Consider the following 15,141-nt stretch of genomic DNA (forward strand, 5'->3'; position numbering starts at 1 on the left):
GAGCGAGCGGCATCGCCTCCGAGATCGGGCGGAGACGGTGCAAACCTAGTGATGCCTTGGATTCACAGAAAGCGCATTTAGCTCGGAAGAGGCTTGATGCTGCTCGGAGGACATCTTCCTCCAAAGGCAAGTCTTGACGTGGCGGAAACTGTTGCGAGCGCTGCGTCGAAGGAGACGACATGAACTCGGCGAGTGCTTTGCGCATCTCCTGAGCTTCGGCACTCCGAAAGATCGTTGGGACGGCGACGCCGCTCCTGTCAAAGAACTGCAAAGCCCCCTCCCCAAACCGTCCGATGCAATGCTGACGATCACATGGAAACCGAATCGCAATCTAGACTAGATTAGATTGTCGCCTACTCGGGGGAGAAGCCGATGAAAATCGACGCCGGGAACGTCAACGCCGTTCCCTCAAAGCGCCTGTTTCTTTCTATCATCGCTGACTACGATCTCAATCGGTCGATCTGCGAACTGATCGACAATGGTCTCGACGTGTGGACGCGAGCCGGCAGGCGGCAGCCGATTGTGATCGACGTCCACCTCGACCCGGACGAGCAATCCATTTGCGTGGAGGATGACGCTGGGGGCCTGCCACGAGAGGACTTGGGCGTGATCGTCGGACCAGGTCAGTCTGGCTCGGTCGCAACGGCGCACGAGACGATCGGGATCTTCGGCGTCGGGACCAAGCGAGCCGTTGTCGCCTTGGCGAAGCAGATCGTCATCACGACCCGGTATCAGCACGCCGAGACCTTCCAAATCGGTTTCGACGAGTCGTGGCTGAACGACGAGGACTGGGTGCTAAAGGTGCATCAGGTCGACGATCTGCCCGTCGGGACCACTAGGGTTGAGCTCTATCAACTGCGCCTGCTGCTCGACGACGACAACATCAAAATGCTGAGGCACCACCTCTCCGCAACTTACGCAAACTTCCTCACCAATCCCGCCGTTATGATCCGCCTTAACACCGTTCCCTTAGAGCCGCGCTTTTTCGACAATTGGGCCTACCCCCCGGAAGGTAGTCCGCAACGCTGGTCTGGGCCGATGCGAACGCCCAGCGGCAAGCTCTTGCGGGTGGACGTGATCGCCGGCCTGAGCAAGGAGTCCAGCCCGGCGACAGGCGACTACGGTGTCTACTTCTATTGCAACAACCGGCTCGTCGCTCCTGCGATGAAGTCGTTTGAAGTCGGCTTCACCCGCGGCCAGGCGGGCCTACCACACCCCAAGGTCTCGCTGACGAAAGTCATCGTGTCTCTGAATGGGGATGCGGACGAGATGCCTTGGAATAGTAGCAAATCCGACGTCAGCACGAAGCACCATGTATTCACGGCGCTCCACGATTGGCTGGTCACGGTCGTGAAGCACTACGCCACGCTTTCCAGGACGTGGGAGGGCCAATGGCCCGAGAAGGTGTTCGTCTACGATGACGGCGACATCACCTTCAACGAGGTCGACGATTTTCTAACAGCCAAGAGGGCCGTTCTCCCGAACCTTCCGGTCGTTCGGCCTCGCCTCCCCGTCCGCATCACCAAAGCGAACTCCGGCGTCGCCCAGGCCAAGCCCTATGTGGTGGGCCTGTACGAAGGGGTCGTGGCGGCACGAACCTTGGTGAAACAGGATCTCAGCCAACGCAACTGGCTGGCGTTCAACCTCCTAGATGTGTCGCTCACCGGCGCGCTCAAGGAGTACCTCGTAAACGACGCTGGCGCCGAGCTCAGTAGCTTGGATCTGGCGCAGTTGATCAACCGCGACAGGACCGTATCGGCGGATCTGCGTGCGCGCGTTCCCCTCCCCGATCCGCTTTGGACCAAAGTTGAGCAGATGGGACGTCTGCGCCACGACCTGACGTTCGGTCGCGCCGCGCCGAAAATTTCGGATGAGCAGTTGGCTGCAGCCGATGCCATTGTTTCGGAAGTTCTAGCTAGGCTCTTCGACGTGAAGCTGGCCGCCTAACCAACGCATCACCGACCTTAACCTAGCTCGGCACTTCTGCCGCCCAAAGGCGCCAGTAGCGGTCATTTCCGATGCGCCAAGAACGCGACGTTCAGTGCAAGGACTTCGCCTTTGAAGGTCCACCGAAGCCGCAGCGGTTAAACTGTCAACGAACGGCAGACGATTAATTTGGCACCAGGATCAGCGCGGTCACGCTAGTGAACCCGCCGAACTGGCACGCCTTCCGGAATGCCTTCGACGTACATCACCCCACCCTCGATCACGACCGCCGGCCGGTAGGCATACTGGTAGTAGTAGAGGTAGGCGGCCTGCTTCCACATCGTGCCGTTCTCAAGGGTCACGACCGTGGACCCGCGCCAGCCCGTCCACGAGCCCCGAATATGTGATTGCATCATCGTCTCCGTTCAACTCCCCACGGACCTTCCGCCGAGAGTTCAAACGTGACCTAGGGGGGCGACAAAAACGGTCAGGGTCGTCAGGGGACGTAGGCGTCGAGGCGGCACAGGGTGTTGACGAGCGCCATCTGATCAACGGTCCGGCAGGGGGTATCGAGCAGAGCCGGGCTTGCGAACATGACCGCCATGACTTGGGCTCTGGAGATGGCGACGTTGATCCGGTTCAGGGAAAACAAGAACTCGATGTCGCGGGGCAGTTCCTCGGCGCTCGAGGTCGCCATCGAGATCAGGCAGATTGGCGCCTCCTGACCTTGGAACCTGTCCACGGTCCCTACCCGGATCTCCGCGGGCAAGGCGGTCCTCAGAGCGTTGACCTGGGCGTTATAGGGCGCGACCACGAGGATATCCCTGCCCTCGATCGGCCGGACCGCCCCGTCGCGGTCGCGGAAGGCCGTGTCGAGAAGATGGCCAACGGCAGCGACGACGGCGTCCACCTCCTCTGGCGACGTCTGGCTGCGGCCCGAGTGCACAACGGGTTCGAAGTGAGCGCCAACCAGGGAGGTCGTCCCGTCGCGGGCCGTCAGGCCCTGAAGCCCGGCACCAGGATCGCTGGTCAACCGGCCCTCGTAGACGGCCTGGCTGATGAAACCGCAGATGGCGGGGTGCATGCGACGGCTGACGCCGAGGAAGATCCCCCGATCGGGCTGCACAACCCTGTGCTCGCCGATCAGATACTCTAGGCAGGACGCGCCAGAACTGCCGGGGTGCAATCCCTGCAGCGGCTGGGGGAGTTGCATCGGGTCGCCCACCAGGACCAGGTTGCGGGCCGAACGCGCCATGGCGACCAGATTGGCCAAGGAGACCTGACCCGCTTCGTCAACGAACAGGTGGTCGAACGCTGGCTCTGCATAGGTAGCGAAATGCCAAGCTGTCGTGCCCACCACGTCCGCCGCCGATATCTCCGGCGGCGTATTGCCTTTCACGGCCAGAACGCCCGGATCGTCGGCCGCGTCACCGTCGTCCGAAACCTTCTGCACGATGCTGCAAACGACGCCCTCCGACCGGGCACGCGCCGCGATTGCTGTCAGGAGGTTGGCGACTGCCTTGTGGCTGTTGGAGGAAACAGCCACCCGACGGCCGGTCCGGACGAGATCGACGATGGCGGCCGCGCTCGCATAGGTTTTGCCGGTGCCCGGCGGGCCTTGGATTGCAAGCACGCTGTGGTCCATCGCTTGGATCGCGGCGCTGGTCTCGGCGACCAGTTCGGCCGACGGATCGATGATGCCGTTGGGCCTCAGGCCATCCGTGAATCGGGGCGGAGAGCGTTGCAGAAGGTCGGCGATAGCCGGATGTTCTCCCGTTCTCGCAATGAGACCCTCGGTGACGGCCGCGATCGCCGCCCGGAGCGGCTTGTTGCCAATGGGCTTGGGCGGGATCAGATCCAGACGATCCGGCAGCACAAAGTTTTTGAGTGTGCTGCGCAGCCGGACAGTGTCGTGGGTCATTTCCGCGAGATCGACCACCGTCGGCCCGTCAGCCGGCTTGGCGCAGGGCTTTTTGCCGGCCCGCAGCTTCGTCTCTTGGGGCGGATAACTGTACACCCGGGCCATGGACAGTTTGTCCTTCTCGGCAGGGCCGGTCGCCACGAGGCCGGCGAGGCAATCGAGGTCCTCGATCAGATCTTCGCTCTCCCGCGACAGACGGTCGAAGATCGCCCACCAGGTCGGCTTGTCCTCGCGCTCATGGAAGGCGTTGAGGTCCAGAATCAGGTCCGCAATCTCGTCGCCGAAGTCCTCGCGCACCGGGGTCAGCTTCTCGCGCAGCGCTTCGACCTCCGCCTCTTCCGCCTCCACCCTCGCAAGGGCGCCGGCGTCAGGAACCGGACCAGGCGGGCGCCATGGCAGGTCCGCCGGACGCACCATTGCGACCAGCCAATCCCTGAGTAGTTGGGTCGAGCGGCAGTCAGTCTCGTTGTAATCGCGGATCTGTTCGAGCGCCTCATCCGATCCGGTTTCGCGCCAAGCTTCGTACATGACCACGCTGGCTCCAGCTGTCGCGACGTCTCCGTCCCGCTTCTCCATATAGAAGGCCTCGAGATCCTTGATCGAGTAACCGGGCTCTGACGCGATCAGGCCTCCCGACACGACCCGGTGCAGGTCGACGAACCGGAGCTGTCTCTGCAGCTGATCCATGGCCGCCTCGCCCCGGCGATGGAAGGCCGTCACGCGACGCAGCGCCGCGATCTCATAGTTGGCGTAGTGGTAGACGTGGGCCCCGGGAAAGCGCTCGAGCCGCTCCAACAGAAATTCAAGCAGCTCTCCGGCCGCAATCCCTTCCTGTTCGCGGTCGTGAGCCCAGAAGGCGCGGTAGCACCAGGCGTCGTCCTCGAAAAACCAGACGCCATGAAGATACTCCAGGCCGTCCGGGTAATAGGGGTCGCCCTCAATGTCGTAGAAGATGTCGCCCGCGTCGGGCTTCGGCATCAGCGACAGTCCCCTGCCCGCCTCGATCGCCCTTAGAGCGAAGTCCGGCGGCCCGCCGGCGCGGCGCGCCTGCTGCAACCGGGCCTGGATGGTCAGTCGGCTCTGAATGTCCGGGCTGAGCTGGGGGACGCGCTCCTGCCGCGTGGCCAGCGCCGGCATCGTCACGATTCCGGCCGCCTCAAGCTTCAGTCGCTGGCTCGTCGTGATGCCCGCGACAAGCGTCAGGCTGTTGGCCGCCTCCCACTCCGCCTGGCAGGTCGATCGCCAGCGGCACAGCTTGCAGGTCGAAACCGGGGCCGGCCGGGTCGCCGGCCGGGCGCCGATGAAACCCTCGAAGGTTGAGCGGCTGTGGCGCGCATAGTCGGCCACGTCGTCGAGACGGACGGAGAACCGATTGCCGTCGCCCAACTGAATATGCGCCGCCTCCGGCCGCACCCCCTGCATCTGTTCAAGCAGGTCCGAATAGAGGGATAGCTGCAGCACATGTTTAGGATCGGGGGACCGCTTCAGCTTGGTGTCGATCACCTCATAGGACCAGCCGCCCAAGCCCGACGGGGTGTCCACCTTTTCGAGGAAGTCCGAATAGCCGCCCCAGCGACCGCCGAGGAAAGCGCCTTGGAATATAATGTCCGGCCCCGCTCTAAGGGCGTCAGCGGTCTGCGCCACCGCCTGCTCCAGGGTCAGGCCATCTTTGGCGATCTCCACGATCGACCGGCCCTCCGAGCGCAAGGCCTCCAGGTAGGCGGTCTCATGGTCGTCGCCCTGACGCTGCAGAAGCTTGGCCTCGGCCGTGTCCTCATCCGGCGTGAGGTCGCCGGCCTCCAGCTGTCGCAGGTCGAGCGCGCTGGCATGCGCGCAGCCCTGGAACCGCATCAGGTCCGAGGCAGAAAGCCTCAACTCGCCATCGATTATTCTCATAGTCGTGACCCCCGCATTTGCGATACACCATGGGTAGTATTGTTCAGCTTGTCACCCGTGAGGTCGGCATGTCGTTCCATAAGGCTACTGAACTGGTCCGGCTCGCCCTCATGGCGGCGAGCCGCCGCGGCGTCAGCCTGAAGGACATCGAACAGGAGTTCGGCTGCCACCGCCGCACCGCCCAGCGCATGACCAAGGCCCTTGAGGATTGCTTCCCGGCCGTGGAGGTTCGGGTCGACGACGATCGGACCTTGCGCTGGGTGCTTCCTTCGCGACCGGTCGCACCGCTCCTGACGCCTTCCGCCGATGAGCTGGTTTCCATCAAGGCCGGAATCGACGAGCTCAAACGCTGTGGCATGGGCGCGGAGGCCGTGCATCTTCGCACCCTCGACTATAAGGTCCGCTCCCTCATTCCGCCCGGCGTGAGCGTCAGGCTGGAAGCGGACGAGGAAGCCCTGCTCGAGGCTCTGGGTCATGCGACGCGGCCGGGTCCACGCTTGGCCACGCGCGCACCGATCGACGCCGCCTTGTCCCAAGCGCTGAAGGGACCGTTCCAGCTGAAGATGCTCTATCGGAGCCGTAGCGAGGCGGCACCTCGCGAACGCATCGTCGCGCCCCACGGCCTGCTGCTCGGCGTGCGCCGGTACCTCGTGGCGCGTGATCTGTCCAAGCCGGGCTCCAACCTGCGGCACTACCGAGTCGAGGATATCGAGGCGGCCGAAGTCCTCCCTGACAGCTTCGCCCTCGATACTGATTTCAGTCTTCGTGTTCATTCCGAGCGAGCCTTCGGATCTTATGAGAGTGACGGCGAACATGGGCCGGTTGTCTGGCGGTTCACGCCAGAGGCGGCGCGGCGCGCGCGGCGTTACGAATTCCACCCGACCCAGGTGTTCGAGGACCAGCCAGACGGCTCTCTGATTGTGAGGTTCGAGGCCTCGGGCCATCTGGAGATGTGCTGGCATCTCTACACTTGGGGCGACAAGGTCGAGGTGCTGGAGCCGGAGAGCTTGCGCTTTATGGTGAAGGATCACCGCCGGCCCGACTTTCCGTCCATGCCGTGAAGAAAAGGCCGGCCGGCGCGCGGGCGCCGAGCCGGCCGTCGAGGTCAGCAGTCCGGCAGATCGTCGAGATTGTTCTTGGTCGAACCGTCGCGCTGAGTGCGCAAGTATTTGCCGGTTGAGCCGTTGACGACCTTGACCTGGGTCTTCTGGCCATCGGTCCAGTTGACCCAATATTCGTGGTCGCGGTTCTCGATGTCGCGGATCGCATCCGCCTTAAGCCGAGGCGACCAGATCTCACCGTTGTTGCACAGCTTGGTGATGTCGCCGTCCTTGTCTTTACCGGACTTGGTTACATAACGCGTCGCCATGGGGCGTTTCCTTTCGGGAGGTGTTGTTGACCCGCCGACGTTCGCAGGCGTGCGCGACAAAACCTGTCACCCCCGACATAGTCGGGATGCGACGGACCTGTACGGCCCGTCATCTCGTCCCGGCCCGCCCGGCTAAGGAGCGTCGCCGACTAGGCAGGGACAGCGTCGAAAATCACTTCGGCCTTGGCGAGCCGTTGCAGGGCGTCCACCGTCGCTTCTCGCTGCGCGTCCAGCTTGCGCATCCGGGTGGCGATCGCCTCTTGGGCCACCAAGTCGAAGGCACCGTCCGCGGTGACCGGGAACCGGAGACGCAGGTCCCGAATCTTGTTTTTCGACGGGGTGTTGCTGGCCCACCTGAATCCCTCACCCGCGAACACGCGGCTGACTTCTCTCAGGGCGTAAGCGTAGGATATGTCCGCCCGCTTACGGGTGAGAATACCTGCATGTCCGCTGATGGCGAACCGGTGTTTCGGGCGATGGAATACGGTGCCTGCGTGCGCGCCCTCAGTCGTGTAGTGCAGCGCCTCCACCTCGTGATCAAAGGTGTTGATCAGGGCCGGCTTCACATTGCGCGTGGCGGCCGTGTACAGGGGATAGGACCCGACGTTAGCCAAGGCGAACTTCTCCGTATAGGTCGAGACACCCTTCCTGACGTCGAACGCTTCCTCGAGCGAGATCTCCGCAACCTCCACGTCCCGGAGTTCCAAGCCGAAGTTTAGCGCCGAAAGGTCTTCGGCCGTCTTTGACAAGTTCGACCGAATACCCGCGAGCCGGTCATAACGATCCGCCAGAAGCATCTGCGCCGGGAGGTCCGGCCTCCCATCGGCATCCACCGGCACCGAAATCGTCGCGGCCAAGGCCATGGCCTGGTTGATCTGCGTATAATCCTGACGCCCGTCTTCTTTGAAGCGGCCGGTCGCGACCACGCGGAAGGCCGCCGAGATCACCGGCACGAAATACCGCAGGTGGATGGCCTTGGCCCATTCCGACTTAGGCTTGAGCACAAGGACGTTGCAGGTCACCGAGAACGGCGCCTGACGCAGGGCGACGTGGCCCGCGTAGCCGATCCGCACGAAGGACAGGGCGTCGGCGTCGAAGTCGAAGCTGTCGATCGAGCCTGCAGTCTTCGAAGGGTCGGCGCTGGCACCGAACACGGGATGGGGACCAGGGTGCGCGTGAATATGGGCCTTCGTGAGTTCGCCGTTGCCGTAGACGATGTCGAACAGCTCCCGGATCGAAAACTCCTTGAACTCAGCCATCGTCGCGCGCCTTGAGAAGATCGTCGATCTTGTCCCGGACCGACTTGAGCTCGGCGTAAAAGTCCTCCTCCGTAATCTCCACCGCCTCCTCCTGCAGACCCAGCGAGACCTTTTCCGCCTTGGTCCAGAAGCGATCAACCGCCCAATCCCGGCCGCCGACCAGTTCGCCGAACGGGATGTATTTGGCCTTGGGCGTGACGAGCTCGACGCCAGGCGGGGGATCGGCTTGGAGATCGGCCTTGATCGCAACGAACTGCCGGAACCGCCTAGCCATGTCTGGCAAGTCATTTATCGTCGTCGAAAAGCGTTGCGCGTCGAGCGTTTCGCCGATGTCCTTGACCAGATAGGCGAACACCGGATGCGTCTGCACAACCGTCGGGTCAGGCTTGCGCGTCAGCGCCAGAACATAGGTCTTCTTGGGTGTGGCGAAGAAGGTTTTTACTGGCAGGGAAATGAGCGCGTCCACGGTGCACATCCGGGCGATCCAAGCGCGCAGCTTGTGGTCGGAAGCCTGTCCCCTGAGCAGAATCCCGTCGGGAATGATGATGAAGGCGCGCCCGTTTGGGCGAAGCTCCCGCACCATCTTCTCCAAGAACATGGCCTCGACGCCCTTGCCACCCGCCGAATAGTCGATTGCTGCGCGCTCGGCGGCCAGTTTCAGATTACGGGCACCGCTCGCCACATACGGTGGATTGGACAAGATGAGATGGGCGGACCCCTCATTGATCTCCGCCAGCGAGCCTAGGCTGCTGTCGGAATAGGCGCGAAAAATCTCGTTGAACGCCCCCGCCAACGCTTGGGTGGCGTGGGGAAACGCCTTGAGAAGGTGGCTTTGGTAGATGACGAAGTTCGCCTTCGCCAAGATGATGGCGAGCGACTCCGTCTGGTTGCTGCCCTTGTCGAACGCCCGGTACTCGATGGTGCTTTCGAGGGTCGGCGTCTTGCCCTTCATCACGACGTTGAAATCGCTTTTGCCGAGTAGCCGAGCGCGCCGCGCGGCCGTCTCGAGGGGGAAGCCCCCGACGCCGCAGGCGGGGTCAACGACCCGGGCACCCTCGGGCAGCTTCTCGACCTCGGCCATATCGACAATCGCCCCCATCAGGCGACGCGGCGTGAAGAACTGCCCAAGGGAGCGTTGGCCGACGCTGCCCTTCAGGAATTCCTCGAACAGCCGGCTTTTGAACTCCCTGTCGATCTCTAGAAGCGGACCCCCGTTGATCTTGTCTTGTTCGAAGGCGCGGAACTTCTTCAAGACGCGCTTGAAAACGTGGTTGTGGTCGGTGTTCTCAGCGTCGAAGGCGAAGCCGTTGAGGATGGTGGTGCCGTCCTCGCCGGGCGGAAAGAGGGTCTCTTTGACGTAGGGACGTACGACGTCGGTGTAGTAGCGCAGGCATTTGTCGTCGCTGCGCTTGAGGACGTCGTCGAACGAGATCTCGTGACCCTTTCGGTCCTCGGTGAGGACGCCGAGATCGGACAGGAACTTAAACATGAAGATCTCGACGAAGGTCGCCAGCGCCCGCTCGGGCGTGGGGTGATCGCCTGCGGTGTAAATGTCCTGCCAGACCGATCGCGCTAGCGCGGACGGGTTCAGGGTCCGCTCGGGCACGATCCGATCGTCGCGCAACCGCTGATCGACTTCCTCGATCGCTGCCTGGGAGGCCGCGATCACTTCTGCACTGACGCTGGCGTCTGGTGACACCCAGAGCTTGGAATAGTTCTGCCCGCCTTCGTCGAGGATGGACTGGAACCCTCCCTCCCCGTCCGGCAGGAACCAGTTGGTCTGGGCGTTGTCCGTGGTCAGGCAGACCTTGGCCTTAAGGAGGGCACCAACTGTCGCGGCCTGCTTGACGCCGTCGTCGGCGTATAGATCGTCCTTGTATTCGATGCTCGCCACCACCCGGGTGTTGGCGCCGCGATCGTCGAGGATGAGTGCGTCTGGCTTGCGGGATTCCGAGCCGCTGTAGTCGTGCTGGGGAATGAGGCCACGCTCCTTGAGCGCCTTGAGGGTGGTCCCGCCGATGTTGAGGAAGCGGTAGGGGCCGTACGGTTTGCCCTCGCCCCGCTGTTTCAGCTCTTCAGTTTTCGAACGCGCCAAGATCCGCTCCCTCACTGCCCTCGCTTTAGGCATGGTCGCGTCCGCCGCGAAGAGGTAATTTCACGGCACTCAGCCCAATTGATACTGGCACCTGGCGATCTAGGACTGGAGGCCTGCGGGGTTCACCCATCGTCGGCGCTCAAAGCGTCAGCCGCGCTCGGCAAGGGGTGTCGCTCAGATCAGGAAACCGGGCGGCCAAATCGCGCGGTCAAACGCCGGCCAGCCGTCTGACATGACTTGATGGATCCGTTTTCCATTCGGTGACAGAGCAACATCCTTAAACCGGTCGTGCTGAGGGTCCGCAACGAGTCAGAAGCGGGCTTCGACCAGCGCGAGCTCCCAAGTTAAGAGTGTCGAGCATCTGCTCTGACAAGAGGCAGACCGATCATATTGATCCGACTGCCCATCTCCGCTCCGAACGCGCGGCCATCGGTCACTTTCGACAGCCTTAGCTTGGAAACGTGACACTCTTAACTTGCGGCGACACAAAGGTTGCGCGAGCCGCCCGAGAACGATTGTGGTTAATCGGCCTTAAGATACAATATCTTGTAGGGAACAAATCCCGAATCGGGCCGTGTCACCGATTCGGTCCTGATTCGTTTCGCGCCTGTTCCGCCCCTGCACAGCTTCGCATTTACCCCGGTCACGTCCGCGAGACTCCCGCTTGAGGAACCGCGCCGGAAAGGCCACCTTTATCCATAAGATGAGTGATCGCGGCACAGGCCGGGCCCCGTCGCGCGTAACGGCGATCCTGGGCCCCACGAACACCGGCAAGACCCATCTGGCGGTCGAGCGGATGCTGGGTCATGCGTCCGGCATGATCGGCCTGCCGCTGCGCCTGCTGGCGCGCGAGATCTACGACCGCATCGTCAGGCAGCGCGGCGCCGCCAAGGTCGCCCTGATCACCGGCGAGGAGAAGATCGTCCCCGACCGGCCGCACTATTTCGTCTGCACGGTCGAGGCGATGCCGCTGGAACGGACGGTCGAGTTTCTGGCGGTGGACGAGATTCAGCTGGTCGCCGATCCGGAGCGCGGCCACGTCTTCACACAACGCCTGCTGCACGCCCGCGGTCGTGAGGAGACCATGTTCCTGGGCGCCGGGACCATGGCGCCGCTGATCCGGTCTCTGGTTCCGGATGCGGAGATCGTCTCGCGGGATCGCCTGTCGGTCCTGTCCTATGCGGGGTCAAAGAAGCTGACCCGCCTGCCCCGCCGCAGCGCCGTCGTCGCCTTCTCGACCGAGCAGGTCTACGCCATCGCCGAACTGATCCGGCGCCAGCGCGGCGGCGCCGCCGTGGTCATGGGCAGCCTGTCGCCCCGCACCCGCAACGCCCAGGTCGAACTGTTCCAGTCCGGCGAAGTCGACTTCCTGGTCGCCACCGACGCCATTGGCATGGGGCTGAACATGGACGTGGACCATGTCGCCTTCGCGGGGCTGCGGAAGTTCGACGGCCGCCGCACCCGCTGGCTGCACGCCACGGAGATCGGCCAGATCGCCGGACGGGCGGGCCGCCACCTGCGCGACGGCACCTTCGGCGTAACGGGCGAGGCGCTGGAGCTGGACCCCGATCTGGTCGAGCAGGTGGTCGAGCACCGCTTTGACCCCGTCGAGAGCGCCGAATGGCGCAACGCCCGGCTGGACTTCGACACCCTGAACGACCTGCTGCGCTCGCTGGTGGTGACGCCGGGTGTGAAGGGGCTGAACCTGACCGCGCCCGCGCTGGACGAGACCCTGCTGCGCCGCCTGATCAAGGACGAGGAGGTCGCCCGTATCGGCCGCTCACGCGGCGCCATCATGCGGCTGTGGGAGGCGTGCCAGTTGCCCGACTTCCAGAAGACGACGCTGGATGAACACGGGCGGCTGGCCAAGGACATTTTCCAGGCCCTGACCGGCAAACGCGGTCGTCTGACCGAGGACTGGATCGCGCCCCGCTTCGCCGAACTGGATCGCGACGATGGCCAGATCGACCAGTTATCGGCCCGCCTGAGCGGCGTCCGCACCCTCAGCTACATCGCCCACCGCCCCGACTGGCTGGATCAGGCGCAGGGTTGGCGCGACCGCACCAAGGCGCTGGAGGAGCGGCTGTCAGACGTCCTGCACGAACGGCTGACCGCCCGCTTCGTGGATCGTCGCACCACCGCCCTGATGCAGGCCCTGAACGTGCGCGGCGATGCGATCGCCCAGGTCGAGGCGGAGACCGGCGAGGTCATCGTCGAAGGCCACGCCGTCGGGCATCTGGCCGGGATCGACTTCCAGATCGACAAGGGCTCCACGGCGCTGGAGGACCGCGCCCTGCGCCACGCCGCTCGTCAGGCGGTCACGCCCGAGATCGCCAAGCGGCTGGGGCAGCTTGCTTCAGAGCCGGACGAGGCCTTCTCCGTCACGCCCGACGGCGCCGTGCTGTGGCGCGGCGTGCAGGCGGGAGTGATCATCGGCGGCGAGCCCTTCACGCCGCGCATCCGGCTGTTGGGCGACCTCGGCGCGCTGGCCGCGCGCGAGCGGGCGACGAAGCGGCTGGAAGCCTGGCTGGCGGGCGAGTCCGGGCGCGCCCTTCGTCCCCTCCGTCGCCTCAAGACCGTGGTCGAGAACGGCACGCTGAAGGGGCTGCCGCGCGGCCTCGCCTTCCGCCTGCTGGAGTCCGGCGGGATCATCGACCGCCGTGAGGTCGAGCGCGATCTGGCGGCCCTCAGTCAGGCCGAGCGCCGCACCTTGAAGGAGTTCGGCATCCGCGTCGGCGCTCACTCCGTCTGGCAACCGGCCCTGCTGAAAGAGCGCGCCCGCATCACCGCACAGGCCTTCATGGCGCGCGAGGCGTTCCGGCCGAAGCCGACGGGCCTCAGCATCCTGCCCGAGCCGCCGCCCCCGCCGCGCCTGCTGTCCGCCTTCGGCCTGCGCGCGGTCGGTCGCTTCGCCGCGCCGGTTGATCTGCTGGAAGCGCTGACCGAGCGCCGCACAAAGGGGGAAGGCAGGCTTTCAGACAAGGATCTGCGCGAGCTCGGCGTCACCGCCGATGAGGCGAGAGCCCTGTTCGCGGGCCTGAAGACCGTGCGCGCCCAGCAGCCGGAACCTCCGGGCAAGGCGCCGAAGCCGGTGAAGGACTCGCCTTTCGCGGCGCTGGCCGCCCTGACCGCGCCCCCACCCGCGGCAAAGCCGGAGCCGCCGCGCCGCAAACGCCCGCGGCGCAAGGCGGCCCCGCGTTGAGCGAACCGGCCTGTCGTATTGATGTCTGGCTTTGGCGCGCGCGGTTCGCGAAGACGCGGACGCTGGCGGCGACGATGGTGGAGAAGGGCGCCGTCCGCCTGACCCATCACGGCCAGCAGGTTCGTCTCGACAAGGCCAGCCGCTCGGTCCACCCCGGCGACCGTCTGGTGTTCGCCCTCGGCGGGCGGCTGTTCGACCTCGAGGTACTGGCCCTCGGCGAACGGCGCGGACCTCCGGAAGAGGCCCGCACCCTGTACGCCCTTACTGCTGAAGGATGAACTCGCCTTCGAGGTGCAGCTTGACCTCGTCGCCCAGGCCCATCGGGATGCCGTAGGTGATGCCGAAGTCCGACCGCTTGATGGTCGCCTCGCCGTCGAAGCCGGCCTTGTAGGTGTTGCCCATCGACGGACCGGCCTGATTGAACTCGACCTCGATGGTCACCGGCTTGGTCACGCCGCGTAGGGTCAGGTCGCCGACCACGGTCGCCTCGTTCGGATCATCGGCGTCCACCGTCACCGAGCGCGAGACGAAGGTGGCGGTCGGGTGGTTGGCGGTGTCGAAGAAGTCGGCGGTCTGCAGGTGATTGTTGAGCCCCTCGCTACCGGTCAGCACATCCTTCAGCGGGATGGTCGCGGTCAGGGTCGAGGCGGACGGGTTGGAGGTGTTGAGGCTCAGTTCGGCCTGCACGTTCACGAACTGGCCTGTGTAGGTCGAGAAGCCCATGTGATCGACCGACCAGGTGATGTTGCCGTGCGAGGAATCGAGCTTGTACGCGCCGGCGGTGACTTCCGACGGAACCTTGGTCAGGACGGTCTGGGCGACCACCGCGCCGCCGGTCAGCAGGGCGATGGAGGCGACACCGACGGCGGCGTAACGAAGAAAGGGACGCATGGGGAGACTCCGGTAAATCTGTAAGAGTGATGGATACTAAATAGCCCGTGACACCGTCACTGCAACCCCCAAACGCCCCATCCGGTTGACAGTTCGGCTGGCCGGGGTCATCTGCGCGTCCCGCGCCCCTTACCGAAACGCCTGCCCCCCGCCCATGACCTACATCGTCACCGACGCCTGCGTCCGCTGCAAATTCATGGATTGCGTCGAGGTGTGCCCGGTCGACTGCTTCTATGAGGGCGAGAACTTCCTGGTCATCGCCCCGGACGAGTGCATCGACTGCGGCGTCTGCGAACCGGAATGCCCGGTCGACGCCATCGTTCCGGACACCGAGGACGAGCCCGACGGCAAGTGGCTGCAGATCAACGCCGAATACGCCAAGGTCTGGCCGAACATCACGGTCAAGGGCACGCCGCCGGAAGACAAGGAGCAGTTCGAGCGCGAGACCGGCAAATACGAGAAATATTTCTCGCCCAAGCCCGGCACGGGTTCCTGACTTCGCCGATGGCCTGATCAGCGAACGATTCACATCGCGCTGCCGCTTTCCGGCGAGGATTTCCAGCCATCTCCACACTGACGCTG

11 protein-coding genes are annotated in these 15,141 nt (G+C 64.2%); 5 read left to right on the forward strand and 6 right to left on the reverse strand.

Going from position 1 to position 15,141, the window contains the following annotated elements; translation table 11 throughout:
* Positions 1–372 precede the first annotated feature (372 nt).
* Positions 373–1,947 carry an ATP-binding protein gene (locus FKQ52_RS12975; protein ID WP_141627569.1) on the forward strand — a complete coding sequence of 525 codons (1,575 nt, stop codon included), beginning with the start codon at positions 373–375 and terminating at the stop codon, positions 1,945–1,947.
* A 194-nt stretch (positions 1,948–2,141) separates the two neighbouring features.
* On the opposite strand, the gene FKQ52_RS12980 is transcribed toward FKQ52_RS12975, so the two are convergent.
* The gene (locus tag FKQ52_RS12980) at positions 2,142–2,339 is read right to left on the reverse strand and encodes a hypothetical protein (RefSeq protein WP_141627570.1); all 198 of its coding nucleotides are present in this window, start codon (positions 2,337–2,339) and stop codon (positions 2,142–2,144) included.
* Positions 2,340–2,422: 83 nt separating this feature from the next.
* On the reverse strand, positions 2,423–5,743 hold the full coding sequence (locus tag FKQ52_RS12985) for a TM0106 family RecB-like putative nuclease (RefSeq protein WP_141627571.1): 3,321 nt from the start codon (positions 5,741–5,743) through the stop codon (positions 2,423–2,425).
* Positions 5,744–5,772: 29 nt separating this feature from the next.
* Here FKQ52_RS12985 and FKQ52_RS12990 point away from each other — a divergent pair, with 29 nt between their 5' ends.
* On the forward strand, positions 5,773–6,804 hold the full coding sequence (locus tag FKQ52_RS12990; RefSeq protein ID WP_205750760.1) for a YafY family protein: 1,032 nt from the start codon (positions 5,773–5,775) through the stop codon (positions 6,802–6,804).
* A gap of 44 nt (positions 6,805–6,848) precedes the next feature.
* Here FKQ52_RS12990 and FKQ52_RS12995 read toward each other — a convergent pair whose 3' ends face one another.
* The 3 genes from FKQ52_RS12995 to FKQ52_RS13005 form a co-directional block, all read right to left on the reverse strand.
* Positions 6,849–7,112 (reverse strand): DUF3892 domain-containing protein, encoded by a 264-nt coding sequence (locus FKQ52_RS12995; RefSeq protein WP_141627572.1) that lies wholly within the window; start codon positions 7,110–7,112, stop codon positions 6,849–6,851.
* A gap of 149 nt (positions 7,113–7,261) precedes the next feature.
* Positions 7,262–8,371, reverse strand: coding sequence for a restriction endonuclease subunit S (locus FKQ52_RS13000; RefSeq protein WP_168196859.1), 1,110 nt, complete (start codon positions 8,369–8,371; stop codon positions 7,262–7,264).
* Positions 8,364–10,466 (reverse strand): class I SAM-dependent DNA methyltransferase, encoded by a 2,103-nt coding sequence (locus FKQ52_RS13005; RefSeq protein WP_168196860.1) that lies wholly within the window; start codon positions 10,464–10,466, stop codon positions 8,364–8,366. Before FKQ52_RS13005 ends, FKQ52_RS13000 begins: the two co-directional genes overlap by 8 nt.
* Positions 10,467–11,169: 703 nt before the next feature.
* Here FKQ52_RS13005 and FKQ52_RS13010 point away from each other — a divergent pair.
* Both FKQ52_RS13010 and FKQ52_RS13015 read left to right on the forward strand, forming a co-directional pair.
* A complete protein-coding gene (locus tag FKQ52_RS13010; RefSeq protein WP_141627575.1) occupies positions 11,170–13,668 on the forward strand; it encodes a helicase-related protein in 2,499 nt (832 codons plus the stop codon).
* Positions 13,665–13,946 (forward strand): RNA-binding S4 domain-containing protein, encoded by a 282-nt coding sequence (locus tag FKQ52_RS13015; protein ID WP_141627576.1) that lies wholly within the window; start codon positions 13,665–13,667, stop codon positions 13,944–13,946. The genes FKQ52_RS13010 and FKQ52_RS13015 overlap by 4 nt, the downstream gene beginning before the upstream one ends.
* On the opposite strand, the gene FKQ52_RS13020 is transcribed toward FKQ52_RS13015, so the two are convergent.
* Positions 13,930–14,559 (reverse strand): YceI family protein, encoded by a 630-nt coding sequence (locus FKQ52_RS13020; protein ID WP_141627577.1) that lies wholly within the window; start codon positions 14,557–14,559, stop codon positions 13,930–13,932. The two genes, FKQ52_RS13015 and FKQ52_RS13020, sit on opposite strands and share 17 nt — an antisense overlap.
* Positions 14,560–14,713: 154 nt before the next feature.
* On the opposite strand from FKQ52_RS13020, the gene fdxA reads away from it, so the two are divergent.
* The gene (fdxA, locus tag FKQ52_RS13025; RefSeq protein ID WP_141627578.1) at positions 14,714–15,055 is read left to right on the forward strand and encodes a ferredoxin FdxA; all 342 of its coding nucleotides are present in this window, start codon (positions 14,714–14,716) and stop codon (positions 15,053–15,055) included.
* Positions 15,056–15,141: the final 86 nt, after the last annotated feature.

The organism is Brevundimonas sp. M20, from assembly GCF_006547065.1.
In the GTDB taxonomy this organism is placed as follows: Bacteria; Pseudomonadota; Alphaproteobacteria; order Caulobacterales; family Caulobacteraceae; genus Brevundimonas.

What these genes read in the sequence shown, in the direction of transcription:
- fdxA (WP_141627578.1), top strand. Translation starts at nt 14,714, where the DNA reads ATGACCTACATCGTCACCGACGCCTGCGTCCGCTGCAAATTCATGGAT.
- FKQ52_RS13010 (WP_141627575.1), top strand. Translation starts at nt 11,170, where the DNA reads ATGAGTGATCGCGGCACAGGCCGGGCCCCGTCGCGCGTAACGGCGATC.
- FKQ52_RS12990 (WP_205750760.1), top strand. Translation starts at nt 5,773, where the DNA reads ATGGGTAGTATTGTTCAGCTTGTCACCCGTGAGGTCGGCATGTCGTTC.
- FKQ52_RS12995 (WP_141627572.1), bottom strand. Translation starts at nt 7,112, where the DNA reads ATGGCGACGCGTTATGTAACCAAGTCCGGTAAAGACAAGGACGGCGAC.
- FKQ52_RS12975 (WP_141627569.1), top strand. Translation starts at nt 373, where the DNA reads ATGAAAATCGACGCCGGGAACGTCAACGCCGTTCCCTCAAAGCGCCTG.
- FKQ52_RS12980 (WP_141627570.1), bottom strand. Translation starts at nt 2,339, where the DNA reads ATGCAATCACATATTCGGGGCTCGTGGACGGGCTGGCGCGGGTCCACG.
- FKQ52_RS12985 (WP_141627571.1), bottom strand. Translation starts at nt 5,743, where the DNA reads ATGAGAATAATCGATGGCGAGTTGAGGCTTTCTGCCTCGGACCTGATG.
- FKQ52_RS13020 (WP_141627577.1), bottom strand. Translation starts at nt 14,559, where the DNA reads ATGCGTCCCTTTCTTCGTTACGCCGCCGTCGGTGTCGCCTCCATCGCC.
- FKQ52_RS13000 (WP_168196859.1), bottom strand. Translation starts at nt 8,371, where the DNA reads ATGGCTGAGTTCAAGGAGTTTTCGATCCGGGAGCTGTTCGACATCGTC.